Below are 15800 nucleotides of genomic sequence, written 5' to 3' on the forward strand. Positions count from 1 at the left end.
CATTTGCGAATTTGGCTGCCTAATCAAGTACTAAAGAACCAAAAAAGGGGATGAGTGTCAATATGAGACGTGCTGGAAAATTCTGAGACCGGTATGTTTCTTCCGCTTCATAAACTCGGCGGGCGACACAGGAGATAACATGACTGAGATTTCGAAACTGACAGAACTTCGCAAGCTGATGCAAAGCATGGAGCGCACATTGGGGCTGGAGCAACTCTCTCCGGTTGAGCGCGACATCTACTACGCAGCGGAAGAACTGTCGAAGAATGATCAAGAAGTCCGCACATTCGGTCTGATCGAACACACGCTGGTACAAAGCGTCTCTCGCCCAACGTTTTTCCGGGCGCTGAAATCGCTGGTACAAAAGGGATACCTGTCGCAAAGCGGCAACTCAAATCGGGGCCGATATATCGTTCATGCCCCAAGATGATGCCCCCAATGCGCGCGGCGATGGCTGACCATCGTGCGCAAATGGGCCTCTGAAACCTTCTTCGCCTCGTTGGCTTATATCGTGGCATCATTCCTCACGTTCGAGGTTTTGATGCCGCTGCAAAACCTGTTCTTCCCAGAATATCCAAGCCGGGCCAGTCTTCTGTTTCTTCCGCATGGCGTGCGGGTTCTTTCTGCATGGTTGTTGGGATGGCGAGCCATCTTCGCGCTGCTGCCAGGTGTTTTCATTGTATTCGCCGTCATCGGCGGAGCCGACGTATTTTTACCCAGCCGACTTGCTGCAATAACTATTGCCGTTACGACGGTTCCAGCAGTGTTCTATTTGCTGAAGTGGGCCGGTTGGGACCTATTCCCACGCAGCGACCGCAAACCCTGCTGGGCTTGTATCATGGGTGTAGGAGTCATCACGTCCTTCCTTGTCTCAGGCCTGACCAATATGGCTTTTGGCAGCGCCCGCGTTGAATACGTCGCCTATTTGATCGGCGATATCTCGGGTTTGTTCTTCCTTATGCTCGGGCTCTACTTTGCGTTTCGGTTTGCAGATAGGCGTGCCTAGCCAAAGACGGCACGCCGCAACAGATTTAGCCCCCCAAACAGCAACACCAGCAATGTAATCTTGCGAAAACGCGCCTGATCAATACGGGCTTGCAACCGCAGCCCAATCCACATTCCGGCAAGCGCAGGGACAACCAAGATCGCTGAAAAAGGCACCGTCTCGGCGCGCAGAATTCCTGAACCCAGATGCGCCACGACCAGCGCCACGGCGCCCAACCCATAAATAACGCCTTGCACCCGCATTTGAATGTCTTTTGGCGTGTTCATCGCCGTCAGGTAAAGCACCGTCGGCGGCCCCCAAATCCCCGAAATCCCTCCGACAAACCCAGCAACGGCACCAATCGTGGCTTCAATCCATCGAGACGGCTCCGAAAGCGTCAACTTCAGCCCAGCAACCTGAATCAGCGCAAAAAATGTCACCGGAATGCCGATCAAAAACAGAAACGTGGTCTCGGGGACAAGACTGACCAGCATCGCACCAGCCAGGAGAAACAGAAGTCCGGTTAGCAAGAAAACGCGAAACTGGCGCACTGCATCGACAGCAGCCGAAAGCCCGCCGCGAAGAGCCTGAACGACGTTTGTTACCAATGCAGGCAGGATCAATCCGGCCAACGCCAGTTGCGGTGGTAAAAAAATGCTCATCCCCGACATCAGAACCATCGGCATGGCAAAACCGACCATACCCTTGATCCATCCCGCTGCAAAAGCCACGAGCAGCGCGAACAGAAAATCCTGTGGAGATAAAAGCGAAAACAGTGTCATCCACCCGTGATATCACTCCAGTCGGTTTCTGCATCGCAAAATCTCTTGAGTAATTATTGAACTTTTTTTTGCCTTTGAACGTATTTTTGTTGCGCTGCATGTGCAGCATGGTATGACCAATCGACCCAGAAAAGGACGTGATTCATGGCCCATGACGGACAGGATATGACCCAGATGACAGCATCCGCGATTTTGCCCGACCTACTGACACTGACACGCGCCGCCGTTCCGGCTGTAGAGGCGGTGTTTGACCGCGCGCGCAAATCAGTGCGCGAAATGGTAAGCGCCGAGGGCCGGGTATCCGGAGCGTTGATCGAAGCCAACCAGACCGCCGCCCATGGCCTTGCATGGCTGGCCACCTACAACCAGTCTCTGCAACAGATGCAACGCTGGGCCGAAGCGCTGGAGGCCGACGGCAAGTTCGGCGAGATCGAACAGTTGGTGCACCAGATCGCCTTTGGCGAATACCTACATCAGGTCGCTGGCGGCATCCCCATGAATCAGGGCGAAGTTATCCGCCTGCAAGACATGGGTCTGGGATGGGACGCGCTGTCTGGTTTCCAAATTCCTGAAGTCCAGAGCCTGATGGCGCAGGCAAACTCGCAAGCCGCTCGTAGTCGCCTTGTCGAATTGATGGAGGATCAGGCTGGTGCCACAATGTTTGGCGCCTCAGGCCTGGATGAAGAACTGGAAATGATCCGCGACCAGTTTCGACGCTACGCCGTCGAAAAGGTCGAGCCGCACGCCCATGAATGGCACTTGAAAGACGAACTGATCCCGATGGAAATCATCGAGGAATTGGCCGAGATGGGCGTCTTTGGGCTGACCATCCCCGAGGAATTCGGCGGGTTCGGCCTGTCCAAAGCCTCGATGTGCGTGGTGTCCGAGGAACTGTCTCGTGGATATATCGGCGTGGGTTCTCTAGGCACGCGGTCCGAGATCGCGGCCGAGCTGATCATCGCTGGCGGCACGGATGAGCAGAAAGCCAACTGGCTGCCGAAACTGGCCAGCGCTGAAATCCTACCTACCGCCGTCTTCACCGAGCCCAACACCGGGTCCGACCTTGGCAGCCTGCGCACCCGCGCGGTCAAGAACGCCGATGGCGATTATGAAATCACCGGCAACAAAACCTGGATCACCCATGCGGCCCGGACCCATGTTATGACCCTGCTGGCCCGCACCAACCCCGACAGCACCGACCACCGTGGTCTGTCGATGTTCCTGGCCGAGAAAACGCCCGGAACAGATGAAGACCCTTTCCCAACCCCCGGCATGACCGGCGGCGAGATCGAGGTTCTGGGCTATCGCGGCATGAAGGAATACGAACTGGGCTTTGACGGCTTCAAGGTCAAGGGCGAAAACCTGCTGGGTGGCGAAGAAGGCAAAGGCTTTAAACAGCTGATGGAGACCTTCGAATCCGCCCGTATCCAGACCGCCGCCCGTGCCATTGGCGTGGCTCAGTCAGCGCTGGATATCGCCATGCAATACGCACAAGATCGTAAGCAGTTCGGCAAATCCCTGATCAACTTCCCGCGCGTCTCTGGCAAGCTTGCGATGATGGCGGTTGAGATCATGATCGCGCGCCAGCTGACCTATTTCAGCGCGTGGGAGAAAGACCACGGCCAGCGCTGTGATCTTGAGGCGGGCATGGCCAAGCTGCTGGGCGCGCGAGTCGCTTGGGCTGCTGCGGATAACGGGCTGCAAATCCACGGCGGCAACGGCTTTGCGCTGGAATACAAGATCAGCCGCGTCCTATGTGACGCGCGGATTCTAAACATTTTTGAAGGAGCTGCCGAAATTCAGGCGCAGGTTATTGCAAGACGTCTGCTGAGCTGAAACGGCATTCCTGTTTCCCCAACTTGACCCGGCGCACGCGCCGGGTCTTTTTTCTGCCATCGGTCCTCGGCCGCCGACCGAAAATAGCCCCCTGTACCTGCCCCCGGAATGCCGTTAATCAACGACGACACTCAGCAGGGTTTTCATCGTTATGATCCGACATTTTCTGGCCCTTTTCCTGACCTTCGCGGCGGTGGCACTGGCAGCGTGCGCAACGCAGCCTCCGACCGCCAGCCAGAACGAAATAGACGAGCTAGCCAGCGCGATCCGCAGCCTGAGCCCCACCGTGGACCCAACCGAAGCTCAAACAGCTGCAACCATCTCCTATACGTATTCTCAATACCTGGCGCGCGAATGGAATGTCACTGACTCGGCGATCATCCATAACGCCAAAGTCATAAACGGCCTGCGAGAAAAGGGGTTGTGTAACGATTGGGCAGAAGCCATGACAGCTCGTCTGCGGCAGGAAAACTTCGAAACGTTGGACTTGCACTGGGCGACGTCTCCTCCAACTGCGTTTCGCATCATCCACCATTCTGCCCTGATCAGCGCCAAGGGGGCGTCCATGTACGAGGGGCTGATCCTTGATCCATGGCGCAATAGCGGTGCGCTAACCTGGGCCCCCACGCGCGAGGATACCCGGTACAACTGGCGCCCCCGCAGCGAGGTCAGGGCCGAGTTGATCAGTGGCGAGAACCCCTATTGAACCCAGCTTCCCACGGCGGCAACAGCGAGGTAGAAACCTCTCATGGTACGATTGATCCTGACATTTCCTCTGCTGGCTCTGTTTCAATGCGGCACGGATGAAACTGTCGCCAGCTATGGTGCAGCGGATCAAATCTGGACCTTAAAGGAAATCGACAGCCAACCCTTTGTCGCGAGCGCGCAGTTGCAGTTCCATGGGGATGGCAATATCAGCGGTCACGCGCCCTGCAACAGCTATAGCGGCACCTTGAACGCCCCCTACCCGTGGTTCGAAATCCAGGACCTGAGCGCAACACGTGCGGCTTGCGCGGGACTGGAAGCTGAAGGGATGTATTTTGCCGCTCTGCTGGCGATGACCCAATCTGAGGTCTCCGGCAATGTGCTGATCCTGCGCAACGAAGACGGGCATGAGATGGTGTTCACAGCCGCCGAGTGAAGCGCTCGACAAACCGGGTTCGCGCTTCGGGCACTGGCTTATGCCCTAGCGCCGGGGCCAAATGGTTCTCAAGGAAATAGCCTGTCGTGAGCAGCCCCTGCGCGATCTCCTCATCCGGCGCGGATCCCTCGCCCCGTAAACAAGGTGGAAGCGGCAATAGCCGATCCGCCCATTCGCCTGCACCTTGGGCACTGACCGCGCGCCCGGTTTTGGGCGAGACATAGACCAGCCCCTCGGTCGATCCGGTCACAGCGCAACTAGACAAATCCAGCCCAAATCCAAGCTCTTCTAGCAACGCCAATTCCCAGAGCAGATAAGCCAAAGGCCAGACCTCATCCTGCCCCAGCAAATCCATCAACTGTTCCGAATGTTTGTAAATCGCCGGATGCGGCTCACGTTCAGGCAGGCAAAAGGACAGCAAGGCGACCACCGAATTCAACCCGGCCAGCGCCAGACGCCCTGAAAACGCCGCGGCCGCGCGAGATCGGAGCGGCTCGACCTGAAACGTCCCGATATGTTCTTCAAGCCGCGCCCGCCACAACACATCCAATTGCGCGCCTGGTTGCAGGATTGGCGCGATCTTGCGACTGGTCCCACCTCGCACAACGCCCGCATGCCGACCATGGGCTTGGGTAAATACCTCAATGATCGCCGCCGTCTCACCATGTCGGCGAGTGGTCAAGAGTATGCCGTGATCGCGCCAGTCCACTGTTTTGCTACCGGGCAGCAACGCAGATTGAGAAAAATCGAAAAAGGCTGAGCCCGTCGTACATTTATTATCCAAAACGTTTGTTAAAGATACTCACCATTATTCTAGTTTCGACGCGCCACCAACGATCTTGGATCAAGCTGTTTTCCCACGGTACAGACACGGTTCCGCCGCTTGCTAGAGCAATTGTACTCCACCGCTGCAATCGGCTCGACTCGCAGTCTGTCTGACTGCTTACCGTATCGAGAAGCTAAAATAGCTCGGGCTGAATCTACAGCCTGTTCCATTGTCTGCGTTCTGGCGGGAATGACATACACCACCCCCCGCTTCGCCACAAACGCGTATGTCCCCCCGTTCGGCAGCACTTTGGAGTTACCTCCTCTTTGACCTTCAAACAACGCGAATTGACCACCAGAATGAACAGGAACACTATCCAACATAGCGCCAGGAACACCGCTTTTCTTTTTCCGCGATATCCACTCTGCATTTATGTTGAAGCCAAATGGGCCCATGACGTAACCGCCGTTATCCCCCCTGCACTTTTTTGTAGTCCCCTTCTTAACAGGACAAAACACGCCACCGGCAAATGGCATTTGACCCGTTCCGAAGTGCAATATCATCAGATGCACGTCGTTTGCGCTCAACTGCTTCTGAGGCCTACTGTCACTTGCGCCCCCCAAGGGTTGTTGAGCAATCGCTATCGAAGGTAATTGCAATGCGACAATCAAATAAAGGCCTAAACCCAAAAAGCAGGTCTTCAGGAAGTTCAAATCGATCTCCTTTTTTTAGAGAAACTGCGTCAATACCAATAGATTTTTTTATCGCAGCGGCATCGCACACACCTAAGAAAATAGGATGCCGAGCCTGAGTGAAGAAGAAATCACTCATTCGGGGTCAGCACCAATCAACCAAGAAATTGTTGCTTTCCAAACACAAAAACGGCTTGGCTCCGTGGGCCTATAGCAACCCCTCTTCCCCCAGCAGATGACGCCCTTGCCGATCCTCGACCTCGATTACCCAAAGGTCAGGATCAAAACTACGTTGTTTCGCGATGGCAGCATCGACATCCCTTTCGGACCCCGAGGTTAGCTCGACCCATTTCCGCTCACCGCTCAACAGATCGAAGCTGCGGTGAAAAGCTGTGGCCTGCCCGTCCAGCGTGTTCAGCTTGATCAGGACGGCCCCTGCGGTATCATCGCCATGTGCGACGACAAAAGCGGGTATTTCCTGAAACCGCAATCGGGCCAGATAGGCGTGAACCCAAAACTCTGCGGTCAGACGGGCCATGTGCGCCATCCATCGACAAGCGCCGAGAATTTTCGTCGAACATTCTTAGCCCGTGTCATGCGTTGCCGTCTTTGAAATCCAGACCCATTTCCGAATACCGCTCGGATTCCTCCAGCCAGTTAGGCCGGACTTTCACTTGCAGAAACAGATGGATTTTGCGGTCGAGAAACTCTTCCAGTTCAGCGCGGGCAGCCTGACTGACGGCTTTAATCGTCTCGCCCCGCTTGCCCAGCACTATGCCCTTGTGACCGTCGCGCATGACGTAGATGACCTGATCAATCTTGGCCGAGCCGTCTTTGCGCTCTTCCCAATTCTCAGTCTCGACGGTCAGTTGGTATGGCAGTTCCTGATGCAGGCGCAGGGTTAGCTTTTCACGCGTCATCTCGGCTGCGATCATGCGCAGCGGCAGATCAGCAATCTGGTCTTCGGGGTAGAGCCATGGGCCTTCGGGCAGTTCGCGTGCCAGCCATTGGCGCAGGTCGTCGACACCGTGACCTTTTTCTGCGGAAATCATAAAAGTCTCGGAAAAAGAATAGCGTGCGTTCAGGTCGCTCGTCAGCGCCAGCAGTTTTTCCGAAGGCACTTTGTCTATCTTGTTGATCGCAAGCGCGACAGTACGGCTTTGACCAATTTCCTCGAGCCCTTCGAGGATACGTTCAACGCCTTCTGTGATACCGCGATGGGCCTCGATCATCAGAACGACGACATCCGCATCAGCTGCCCCGCCCCAGGCTGCGGCGACCATGGCGCGGTCAAGACGGCGGCGGGGTTTGAACAGGCCAGGCGTATCGACAAAAACCAACTGTGCGTCGCCTTCCATCGCCACGCCCCGGATGCGGGCGCGGGTTGTTTGTACCTTATGCGTCACGATCGAGACCTTGGCCCCGACCATGCGGTTCAGAAGGGTGGATTTGCCCGCGTTGGGCTCTCCGATCAGGGCGATAAATCCGGCACGTGTGGTCATGTGTATTGCGATCCTGTTTGCAAGTGCGCACCCCTATAGCAGAAAGCACCGGCGGGCCAGAGGGTTTTGTCAGGGTGAGCGTGTGTGGATCATCGCGCCTGTGTGCTTCGAATTGGCTGCGCCAATTCGACCGGGAGGGGGCCAGCCCCCTCGCCCGGATTTTATCCGGGCTCACCCCCGGGATATTTTTGGCCAGATGAAGGGGATCCGGGCAGAAACGAGTGGGACTATTTAGGTAGGCTGTCCAGCAAGGCCTTGGCCGCTGCTTGTTCCGCTTGGCGTTTGGAACCTGCGGTTGCCTGCGCTTCGGCGCCGTCTTGCAGACGGGCCGCGATGGTGAAGATCGGGGCGTGATCGGGGCCGCTGCGTTTGATTTCAACGTAAGAGGGCGGCTTTTGGCCGCGTGCTTGCGCCCATTCCTGAAGTGATGTTTTTGCGTCGCGCGCGTCGGCCTCGACCTTGTGGATCCGGTCGCCCCAGAGGCGCAGGATCACGTCGCGGGCGGCCTCGAACCCGGCATCGCGGTATATGGCGGCGATCACCGCCTCCATCGCGTCGCCCAATAGGGCTTGTTTGCGGCGGCCACCAGACAGCATTTCTGACCGACCCAGTTTCAGCACCGCACCCAAATCGATCTGGCGAGCGACATCGGCGCAGGCCTCTTTTCGCACAAGCGCGTTGAAACGGGGGGCTAATTGCCCCTCTGACGCCTTCTTGTCGGCTTCCAGCAGGGCTGTTGCCATAACCAAACCCAACACGCGGTCGCCCAGAAATTCGAGCCTCTGGTTATCGGGGCGCGTCGGCGAGGACACCGAGCCATGGGTCAAAGCGCGCAGCAGCAATTCAGGGTCGGAAAATTGGTACCCCAAACGTTGCTGAAACGCTTTTATCTCGGCCGAAAGTTTCAATTCACCGCCTTGAAGAACCGATCCCCGCGCCAGGTCCAGAAGAAGAGCATCGACCGGCCAGCGGACGAGAACATGATCCGGTCGGCCCGACCGATCAAGTCCTGATAAGGGACAAATCCCACTCCGCCCGCGGATTGCGGCAGGCGGCTGTCGCTGGAGTTGTCACGGTTGTCGCCCATGAAGAAATAGTGGCCTTCAGGCACAGTGTAGATTCCGGTATTGTCCGACCCTTGGTTGCCGATATTCAGCACGTCATACGAGACTCCATTGGGCAGAGTTTCGATCATCCGCGATTTTTCGCAGCGACCGCCAAACCCGACCGGGCCATTTTCACAGCGCGGGCGCAACCCTTGCGAACCCTGAGGCTCGGCCAGTTCGGTGAACACACCATCGGGTTGTTGCGGAACCGGCGTTCCGTTTAGAATGATCTGACCCCCGCGGATCTGAATTCGGTCACCCGGCAAGCCGATCAGACGTTTGATGTAGTCGCGACCATTGACCGGGTGACGGAACACAATCACATCGCCGCGCTCGGGTTCACCGCCCCAGATACGCGTGTCTTCATCGCCCGGTAGCCAGCCGCAGATATCCTCGGCATCGATGTTGAGGCCAAAGCGGGGAATGATCAGGCTGGGACAGGAGGCGTAGGAATAGCCATACGCCATCTTGTTGACGAACAGAAAATCCCCGATCAGCAGGGTCTGTTTCATCGACCCCGATGGGATCCAGAAAGGTTGAAAGAACAGTGTGCGGAATACGCCTGCGATCAGCAAAGCGTAGACGATGGTTTTGATCGTCTCCCATACGGGATTTCCGGTTTTGACGTCCTCGGCCATACTGCTCTCCGGTCCTTGGTTTGTTGGGTTGCTACATGCGGGGCGCAGAGAGGTTAGTCAAGGCTGGCCGCTGCGTTCGTGATGGCGCGCGCTTCAATCACTACGAAAGCCTGCGCCCAAGGATGGTCGTCGGTCAGGGTGACATGGATGATCGCCTCATGGCCTTCGGGGGTCATCTCGCGCAGGCGCTCGGCGGCCCAGCCGGTGACATGCATGACCGGCTGGCCAGTGTTCAGGTTGGTGACGGCCATGTCCTTCCACGCGATGCCCATGCGCAGACCGGTGCCCAGCGCCTTGGAGCATGCCTCTTTCGCCGCCCAGCGCTTGGCATAAGTCCCAGCCGTGTCATGGCGACGTTCGGCCTTGCGCTGCTCGGTGTCGGTGAAAACGCGGTTGCGGAACCGGTCGCCGAACCGGTCGAGCGTGCCCTGAATACGCTCGATATTCGCGAGGTCTGTACCGATTCCTAGGATCATTTCGCGCTTTCTTTGCCACGCCGTCTGGCAATCGCCTTGAGTTCCATTTTGGTCGACAGATAGAATAGAACGCTGTTGGCGAAGAAAGCAAAAATCGCCAGATACAGCATAAGGCTGCCCATATAGCCACCTCTGTGCCAATACATCAGAAGCGACATATCGACTGGTCCGATACTGCTGATCGCCAAAATCAGATAGGCCGCAGCGTTCACGATCATGAATATCACGGTCCCCGCAACCGCAAAACCCAGCACCTCGCGCAAGTGCGGCATTCGGCCCAACGACCGCGCTGCGCCGCAGCCCGTTATCATCGCTGCGGCAATCGCGGACAGAAAGGGTATCCCCACATTTTCTGAATTGAGCCCGGTCACATGCCACAGAACGACAATAGCGATCGGCATTAAAAACCGGACTTGGACAAGCAAGACGCTGTAGCGCCACAAATTGTTCGAACCCATAGCGTTACCTTTGCGATCAGACGACTGCCCGCGCCTCATCCATCAGCCGTCGCATCTCGGCAATCGCCGGGGTCAGGCCGCGAAAGATAGCCTCGCCGATCAAGAAGTGGCCGATGTTCAACTCGCGCACCTCGGGGAAAGCCGCGACAGGCTGCACCGTGTCATAGGTCAGGCCGTGGCCCGCATGGACCTCTAGGCCCAGGGAATGCGCAAAGGTGGACATTTGGCGCAGGCTGTCCAGCTCGCGGGTGGCTATGTCTGTGTGGCCCTCGGAGACGGCGTCGCAATAAGCACCGGTGTGCAGCTCGATCACCTCAGCACCGATACGGTGCGCGGCTTCGATCTGGCGCTGGTCGGCGGCGATGAAAATGGACACACGGCAGCCCACGTCGCGCAGGGGAGCGATGAAATGGGCCAGCTTGTTTTCCTCGCGCGCGACTTCCAAACCGCCCTCGGTCGTCCGTTCCTCGCGCTTTTCGGGAACGATGCACACCGCATGCGGTTTGTGCCGCAGGGCGATCTGCTGCATCTCGGGCGTCGCAGCCATTTCAAAGTTCAGGGGCACCGACAGAACCTCCATCAGCCCGTCGATATCGGCGTCCGAGATATGGCGGCGATCTTCGCGCAGATGGGCCGTGATGCCATCAGCCCCGGCCTCTTCCGCCAGCTTGGCGGCGCGCAGAGGGTCAGGGTACGCCCCACCGCGCGCGTTGCGCACGGTTGCTACGTGGTCGATATTCACGCCCAGACGCAGGATATTGTCAGACATCGTTTGATTCCTTTGCCGAATTCTGGCCCGAGCCTAGTGGTTTTGGAACCGAAACGGCAGGCTTGGATTCAGCCAACCGCCGGATTTCGTCGAACTTGGCTTTGATCTTGGCCCGGCGGCGCTGCTGATAGGTTCGGATCAACGGCAGGCTCAGGTAGTGACACACAGCCCCGGCGACGAGACCGGGCAGAATCCCCCCAACCAGATAGGGAAAAAACACCTCATCATAAAAGATCCTTAGCCCGTACCAGTCGGCCATGCGGTCGGTGAAGATCGCCAGAAAATTGTTCTTCAGATCGCCGAGCGCACCAGCGAATTTGCCCATCAGACCGTGGGTGTCGCCTTCTTCGAATTTGGTACCCAGAATGAAGTGGCCGGTTTGCAGGCTGACAACGCCGATCGGGACATATGTCAACGGATTACCAAAGAATGTCCCACTCAGCGCAGCCAGAATATTGCCGTTGATCAACCGCGCCAGAAGCGCAGCAACCACAAAGTGCAGGCTATAAAAGGGCGTGAAGGCAGCAAACACCCCTGCCCCGATCCCACGTGCGATACGTTCCGGGGAATCGGGCAACCGGCGTACACGGTGTTTGACATAGTGAAAGGCTCGGGTCCATCCGCCACGGGGGTAGACGAATTCAGATGCGATCTGGACAGGCGAGCGACGATCTCGGCGCTTGAATACCACTCCTGATCACCCCTTCTCAGCCAGCCGCCACGGCGGTCTTGGACCTGTCCCTGAACCGTTCCACCGCCGCTACGTCGCTTTCGGCTTCAAGCATCAGCATCAGCGAATGCAGCTGTTCGAGATCACGCAGTTCGACACTGATCAACAATCGGTAAAAATCCGGTTTGCGATCAACGAATTCCAAGTTTGAGATATTGGCCTTTTTCTCGCCAATCAATGTGCAAATACGCCCCAGTACGCCCGCATCATTCCCGATCGTCAACTCCAGCGTTGCACCGTAGACCGCCGGATGGGTTCCGGTATGCCAATGCAGGTCAACCCACCGCTCGGGCTCGCCCTCGAACTCGGTCAGACGATTACAGTCGATGGCGTGAACCACCACGCCTTTGCCGCGATAGGTAATGCCGACGATGCGTTCACCAGGTAGAGGCTGACAGCACGGCGCGCGGTCAAATTTCTGCCCCGGCTCAAGCCCGATTACGGCACGGCGCAACGGGATGGCGTCGCCTTCATCCTGCGTCAGTTCCGGGTAAACGGCGCTGACCACATCATGGGCGGTCAGTTCGGCACTGCCTAGCCGGGCCAACAGTTCGTCTCGATCCTTCAGGCGCAAGTGTTTAGCGGCCGTCTCCAGCGCCTTGTCTGTGGCCTTGCGCCCCACATGTTCGAAGCCCGAGCGCGCCAGTTCTTTGCCCAGTTTGATAAAGCGCTCGCGATCCACCTCTCGCAGAGCGCGCCGGATGGCGGTGCGGGCCTTGCCGGTGACAGCAATCTCAAGCCAAGTGACCTGCGGGGTCTGACCGTCCGCGGTGATGACATCAACCGATTGGCCGTTCTTGATCCGGGTCCATAGCGGAACCCTGATACCATCTACCTTGGCGCCAACGCAGGCATGACCGATCCGTGTGTGGATCGCATAAGCGAAATCTATTGGTGTCGCCCCACGCGGCAGTTTCACCACATCGCCCTTGGGTGTGAAGCAGAACACCTGGTCCGAATACATCTCAAGCTTAACTGCTTCGAGGAAATCCTCGTGGTCATCCTCACTATCAAACTGCTCGGTCAGGTTCGCGATCCACTTGGCTGGATCGACTGCAAACGGGTTTTCCGACCGCACCCCATCCCGATAAGACCAATGCGCCGCCACACCCGTCTCAGCCACGTCGTGCATCTGACGGGTACGGATTTGCACCTCGACGCGCTTACCGTCGCGCCCCGACACTGTGGTGTGAATCGAGCGGTAGCCGTTGGATTTTGGCTGGCTGATATAGTCCTTGAACCGCCCCGGCACCGCACGCCAGCGTTGGTGGATTGCGCCCAACGTCCGGTAACAATCTTCTTCCGTCTGGGTGATGATGCGGAACCCGTATATGTCGGACAGGCGCGAGAACCCCTGATCCTTTTCCTGCATCTTGCGCCAGATCGAATAGGGTTTCTTTGCGCGGCCAAAGACCTCGGCTTCGATCCCGGCTTTTTCCAGCTCGAACCGCATGTCGCCCGTGATCCGGTGGATCACATCGCCGGTTTCACGTTGCAGAGTGATGAACCGCCGGATGATCGACTGGCGGCCTTCGGGATTCAGCACGCGGAAGGCCAGGTCCTCCAGCTCTTCGCGCATCCATTGCATCCCCATCCGGCCGGCAAGCGGCGCGTAGATATCCATTGTCTCGCGCGCCTTGACGATCTGCTTTTCCGGGCGCATCGCCTTGATCGTGCGCATATTGTGCAGACGGTCGGCCAGCTTGACCAGAATGACCCGCAAATCCTTGGACATGGCCATGAACAGTTTACGGAAATTCTCGGCCTGTTTGGTTTCGCGGCTGGACAGCTGCAGGTTGGTCAGCTTGGTGACCCCATCGACCAGCTTGGCCACTTCATCGCCAAACAGCTCGGACACCTTGCTGTAATTGGCTTTTGTGTCCTCGATCGTGTCATGCAGCAGCGCGGTAATGATCGTGGCATCATCCAGACGCTGTTCGGTCAGGATGGCGGCAACGGCAACGGGATGAGTGAAATAGGGCTCGCCCGAATGGCGAAACTGACCTTCGTGCATCTGTTTCCCAAACTCATAAGCTCGGGTTATGCGGTCAGCATTTGTCTTGGGGTTGTAGTTGCGGACCAGCGCAATCAGGTCTTCAGCAGAAATCATCCGGTCCGCACCTTCGTCTTTGGGGATTACCCCTGGCCTTGAGCCTCCATCAGAGCGCGCAGCAGCTTCTCTTCGGACATGTCGTCATCGGCGGGCTTGTCGGATTCCGCACCCATCAGCAGAGCCATCTGATCCTCTTCAGGCTCGTCAACCTCGATCTGGGTCTGGTTGGCCTCGATCAGGCGCTCGCGCAGCTCATCAGCGCTTTGGGTTTCATCGGCGATTTCGCGCAGCGACACGACCGGGTTCTTGTCGTTGTCGCGGTCCACGGTGATCGCGGCACCGGCTGAAATCTCACGCGCACGATGGGCGGCAAGCATCACCAGCTCAAACCGGTTTTGTACCTTGTCTACGCAATCTTCTACCGTCACGCGGGCCATGGGGCGCTCTCCGTTTCTGAATCCATGTCAGGAAGAGGTTTATCTAAGGGCGAATCCCCGCCTTGACAAGCAAGAAATGCTGCAAATGCACCCTTCACAAAGGGGTGACAGAGGCAATTTCATTGGCAGGTAGCTGCGCCAGCATTTCCCGAACGCTCTGACCCAAGACTGGATGCTCCCAATCCGGGGCGATATCGGCCATCGGAACCAGCACAAATGCGCGATCCTGAAGCCGCGGATGCGGCAGAATCAACTGGTCCGGTGCGCGTTGCATCTGGTCATCTTGCGGCAGTGTCCTCCAGCGTTCGTACTCCGTCCGGTCGGGCAATACGCCGTCACCAAAACACACCAGATCCAAATCCAGCGTCCGCATCCCCCAGCGCTGAATCCGCTCGCGCCCGAATTCCTTCTCCACCTCATGCAGCAGATGCAGCAATTCGGACGGCGTCTTTTCTGTCTCAATCAAAGCTGCGGCATTAACATAGTCTGGCCCCGCGCCGGCTGGGAAACACGGTGTCTCAAAAAAGCGGCTGACTGCGCGAATCACCACCCCCTGACGCTTTAGTGCGTCAAGAGCCTTCTCAAGTGTCACCTTGGGCCCATCTCCTCTCAAATTGAGATTTGCGCCCAGTGCGATCACCGATTCTGACGTAATCTTGCGCATTCTACTCCCTATATTCGGTGAATTGCATACTTGCGATACACATTAAAAACACTAATTATGGGCGTATCAGCGCGCCGCCTATTTCCTAAGCTCACTCACGTAACACCCGGCGTTCTGGTAGATACCGGAAGGACCTATTTATGTTTTATAAAGACGAACGGCTAGCGCTGTTCATCGACGGCTCGAATCTTTATGCGGCCGCAAAAGCACTGGGGTTTGACATCGACTACAAATTGCTGCGCCAAGAATTCATGCGTCGCGGCAAGATGCTTCGTGCTTTCTACTACACAGCGCTACTGGAAAATGACGAGTATTCCCCGATCCGACCCCTGGTGGACTGGCTGCATTACAACGGCTTCACCATGGTGACGAAACCCGCCAAGGAATACACCGACAGCATGGGGCGTCGGAAAGTCAAAGGGAACATGGATATCGAACTGACCGTCGATGCCATGGAACTGGCACCGCGCGTTGATCATATCGTGCTGTTTTCGGGCGATGGGGATTTCCGCCCGCTGATTGCCAGCCTGCAACGTCAGGGCGTGCGCGTTTCGGTCGTCTCGACCATCCGCAGCCAGCCGCCGATGATCTCGGACGAGCTCCGCCGCCAAGCCGACAACTTCATCGAGCTGGAGGATTTGCGCGACGTAATCGGCCGCCCTCCGCGTGACGTCCCGATGGAGCCGCGCAGCGTCGCGGCAAGTGGGCAGTAACACCGCCCCCGTCAGTTCGGCTTAAAAATCGACGCGGTCGGGGCAAATGCCC

Annotated in this window: 20 protein-coding genes; 6 read left to right on the top strand and 14 right to left on the bottom strand. The window is 57.3% G+C overall.

From position 1 onward, the window contains the following. The first annotated feature begins 139 nt into the window (after window positions 1–139). Window positions 140–430: a hypothetical protein gene (locus GOV79_RS20920; protein ID WP_170775348.1), complete on the top strand. Its 291-nt coding sequence runs from the start codon at window positions 140–142 to the stop codon at window positions 428–430. 33 nt (window positions 431–463) lie between these two features. Then, complete coding sequence (locus GOV79_RS20925; protein ID WP_331252778.1) at window positions 464–1006, top strand: hypothetical protein; 543 nt, start codon at window positions 464–466, stop codon at window positions 1004–1006. Here the strand turns inward: GOV79_RS20925 and GOV79_RS20930 are convergent. Further along, window positions 1003–1767, bottom strand: a complete 765-nt coding sequence (locus tag GOV79_RS20930; protein ID WP_170791606.1) for a sulfite exporter TauE/SafE family protein — start codon at window positions 1765–1767, stop codon at window positions 1003–1005. The genes GOV79_RS20925 and GOV79_RS20930 overlap by 4 nt on opposite strands. A 144-nt stretch (window positions 1768–1911) precedes the next feature. On the opposite strand from GOV79_RS20930, the gene GOV79_RS20935 reads away from it, so the two are divergent. The 3 genes from GOV79_RS20935 (at window position 1912) to GOV79_RS20945 (ending at window position 4744) form a co-directional block, all read left to right on the top strand. Further along, on the top strand, window positions 1912–3603 hold the full coding sequence (locus GOV79_RS20935) for an acyl-CoA dehydrogenase family protein (RefSeq protein WP_170791607.1): 1692 nt from the start codon (window positions 1912–1914) through the stop codon (window positions 3601–3603). Between the two features lie 151 nt (window positions 3604–3754). Further along, window positions 3755–4309 carry a hypothetical protein gene (locus GOV79_RS20940; protein ID WP_170791608.1) on the top strand — a complete coding sequence of 185 codons (555 nt, stop codon included), beginning with the start codon at window positions 3755–3757 and terminating at the stop codon, window positions 4307–4309. A gap of 42 nt (window positions 4310–4351) precedes the next feature. Then, on the top strand, window positions 4352–4744 hold the full coding sequence (locus tag GOV79_RS20945; RefSeq protein WP_170791609.1) for an META domain-containing protein: 393 nt from the start codon (window positions 4352–4354) through the stop codon (window positions 4742–4744). On the opposite strand, the gene recO is transcribed toward GOV79_RS20945, so the two are convergent. From recO to folK, 13 genes are all read right to left on the bottom strand, one after another. After that, complete coding sequence (gene recO / locus GOV79_RS20950; RefSeq protein ID WP_170791610.1) at window positions 4728–5453, bottom strand: DNA repair protein RecO; 726 nt, start codon at window positions 5451–5453, stop codon at window positions 4728–4730. The genes GOV79_RS20945 and recO overlap by 17 nt on opposite strands. 104 nt (window positions 5454–5557) lie before the next feature. Further along, window positions 5558–6223, bottom strand: coding sequence for a hypothetical protein (locus tag GOV79_RS20955; protein WP_170791611.1), 666 nt, complete (start codon window positions 6221–6223; stop codon window positions 5558–5560). 187 nt (window positions 6224–6410) lie between these two features. Continuing rightward, window positions 6411–6740: a DUF1491 family protein gene (locus tag GOV79_RS20960; protein ID WP_170775332.1), complete on the bottom strand. Its 330-nt coding sequence runs from the start codon at window positions 6738–6740 to the stop codon at window positions 6411–6413. A 55-nt stretch (window positions 6741–6795) separates the two neighbouring features. Continuing rightward, a complete protein-coding gene (gene era / locus GOV79_RS20965) occupies window positions 6796–7704 on the bottom strand; it encodes a GTPase Era (protein WP_170775330.1) in 909 nt (302 codons plus the stop codon). A 227-nt stretch (window positions 7705–7931) separates the two neighbouring features. Further along, complete coding sequence (gene rnc / locus GOV79_RS20970) at window positions 7932–8612, bottom strand: ribonuclease III (protein ID WP_170775328.1); 681 nt, start codon at window positions 8610–8612, stop codon at window positions 7932–7934. Next, complete coding sequence (gene lepB / locus GOV79_RS20975) at window positions 8609–9448, bottom strand: signal peptidase I (protein WP_170791612.1); 840 nt, start codon at window positions 9446–9448, stop codon at window positions 8609–8611. Before lepB ends, rnc begins: the two co-directional genes overlap by 4 nt. A gap of 53 nt (window positions 9449–9501) precedes the next feature. Next, complete coding sequence (gene acpS, locus GOV79_RS20980; RefSeq protein WP_170356731.1) at window positions 9502–9924, bottom strand: holo-ACP synthase; 423 nt, start codon at window positions 9922–9924, stop codon at window positions 9502–9504. Continuing rightward, window positions 9921–10325, bottom strand: coding sequence for a hypothetical protein (locus GOV79_RS20985; RefSeq protein ID WP_170791613.1), 405 nt, complete (start codon window positions 10323–10325; stop codon window positions 9921–9923). Before GOV79_RS20985 ends, acpS begins: the two co-directional genes overlap by 4 nt. 73 nt (window positions 10326–10398) lie before the next feature. After that, window positions 10399–11151, bottom strand: coding sequence for a pyridoxine 5'-phosphate synthase (locus tag GOV79_RS20990; RefSeq protein ID WP_170791614.1), 753 nt, complete (start codon window positions 11149–11151; stop codon window positions 10399–10401). Next, on the bottom strand, window positions 11144–11842 hold the full coding sequence (locus tag GOV79_RS20995; protein ID WP_170775320.1) for a DUF2062 domain-containing protein: 699 nt from the start codon (window positions 11840–11842) through the stop codon (window positions 11144–11146). Before GOV79_RS20995 ends, GOV79_RS20990 begins: the two co-directional genes overlap by 8 nt. Before the next feature lie 16 nt (window positions 11843–11858). Next, entirely contained in the window at window positions 11859–13991 is a 2133-nt protein-coding gene (locus GOV79_RS21000; RefSeq protein WP_170775318.1) for a RelA/SpoT family protein, read from the bottom strand. A gap of 26 nt (window positions 13992–14017) precedes the next feature. Continuing rightward, entirely contained in the window at window positions 14018–14371 is a 354-nt protein-coding gene (gene rpoZ, locus GOV79_RS21005; RefSeq protein WP_170356736.1) for a DNA-directed RNA polymerase subunit omega, read from the bottom strand. Window positions 14372–14465: 94 nt separating this feature from the next. Continuing rightward, entirely contained in the window at window positions 14466–15035 is a 570-nt protein-coding gene (gene folK, locus GOV79_RS21010; protein ID WP_170791615.1) for a 2-amino-4-hydroxy-6-hydroxymethyldihydropteridine diphosphokinase, read from the bottom strand. A 140-nt stretch (window positions 15036–15175) separates the two neighbouring features. On the opposite strand from folK, the gene GOV79_RS21015 reads away from it, so the two are divergent. Further along, window positions 15176–15748, top strand: a complete 573-nt coding sequence (locus GOV79_RS21015) for a LabA-like NYN domain-containing protein (protein WP_170775314.1) — start codon at window positions 15176–15178, stop codon at window positions 15746–15748. The last annotated feature ends 52 nt before the right edge of the window (window positions 15749–15800 follow it).

Source organism: Ruegeria lacuscaerulensis (assembly GCF_013034745.1).
GTDB classification, from domain to species: Bacteria; Pseudomonadota; Alphaproteobacteria; order Rhodobacterales; family Rhodobacteraceae; genus Ruegeria; species Ruegeria lacuscaerulensis_B.

Coding starts and splice junctions, on each gene's coding strand:
- GOV79_RS20945 (WP_170791609.1), top strand. CDS start 4,352: ATGGTACGATTGATCCTGACATTTCCTCTGCTGGCTCTGTTTCAATGC.
- folK (WP_170791615.1), bottom strand. CDS start 15,035: ATGCGCAAGATTACGTCAGAATCGGTGATCGCACTGGGCGCAAATCTC.
- GOV79_RS20985 (WP_170791613.1), bottom strand. CDS start 10,325: ATGCCGATCGCTATTGTCGTTCTGTGGCATGTGACCGGGCTCAATTCA.
- era (WP_170775330.1), bottom strand. CDS start 7,704: ATGACCACACGTGCCGGATTTATCGCCCTGATCGGAGAGCCCAACGCG.
- GOV79_RS21015 (WP_170775314.1), top strand. CDS start 15,176: ATGTTTTATAAAGACGAACGGCTAGCGCTGTTCATCGACGGCTCGAAT.
- GOV79_RS20990 (WP_170791614.1), bottom strand. CDS start 11,151: ATGTCTGACAATATCCTGCGTCTGGGCGTGAATATCGACCACGTAGCA.
- rpoZ (WP_170356736.1), bottom strand. CDS start 14,371: ATGGCCCGCGTGACGGTAGAAGATTGCGTAGACAAGGTACAAAACCGG.
- GOV79_RS21000 (WP_170775318.1), bottom strand. CDS start 13,991: ATGATTTCTGCTGAAGACCTGATTGCGCTGGTCCGCAACTACAACCCC.
- GOV79_RS20920 (WP_170775348.1), top strand. CDS start 140: ATGACTGAGATTTCGAAACTGACAGAACTTCGCAAGCTGATGCAAAGC.
- acpS (WP_170356731.1), bottom strand. CDS start 9,924: ATGATCCTAGGAATCGGTACAGACCTCGCGAATATCGAGCGTATTCAG.
- GOV79_RS20960 (WP_170775332.1), bottom strand. CDS start 6,740: ATGGCCCGTCTGACCGCAGAGTTTTGGGTTCACGCCTATCTGGCCCGA.
- GOV79_RS20935 (WP_170791607.1), top strand. CDS start 1,912: ATGGCCCATGACGGACAGGATATGACCCAGATGACAGCATCCGCGATT.
- lepB (WP_170791612.1), bottom strand. CDS start 9,448: ATGGCCGAGGACGTCAAAACCGGAAATCCCGTATGGGAGACGATCAAA.
- GOV79_RS20930 (WP_170791606.1), bottom strand. CDS start 1,767: ATGACACTGTTTTCGCTTTTATCTCCACAGGATTTTCTGTTCGCGCTG.
- GOV79_RS20940 (WP_170791608.1), top strand. CDS start 3,755: ATGATCCGACATTTTCTGGCCCTTTTCCTGACCTTCGCGGCGGTGGCA.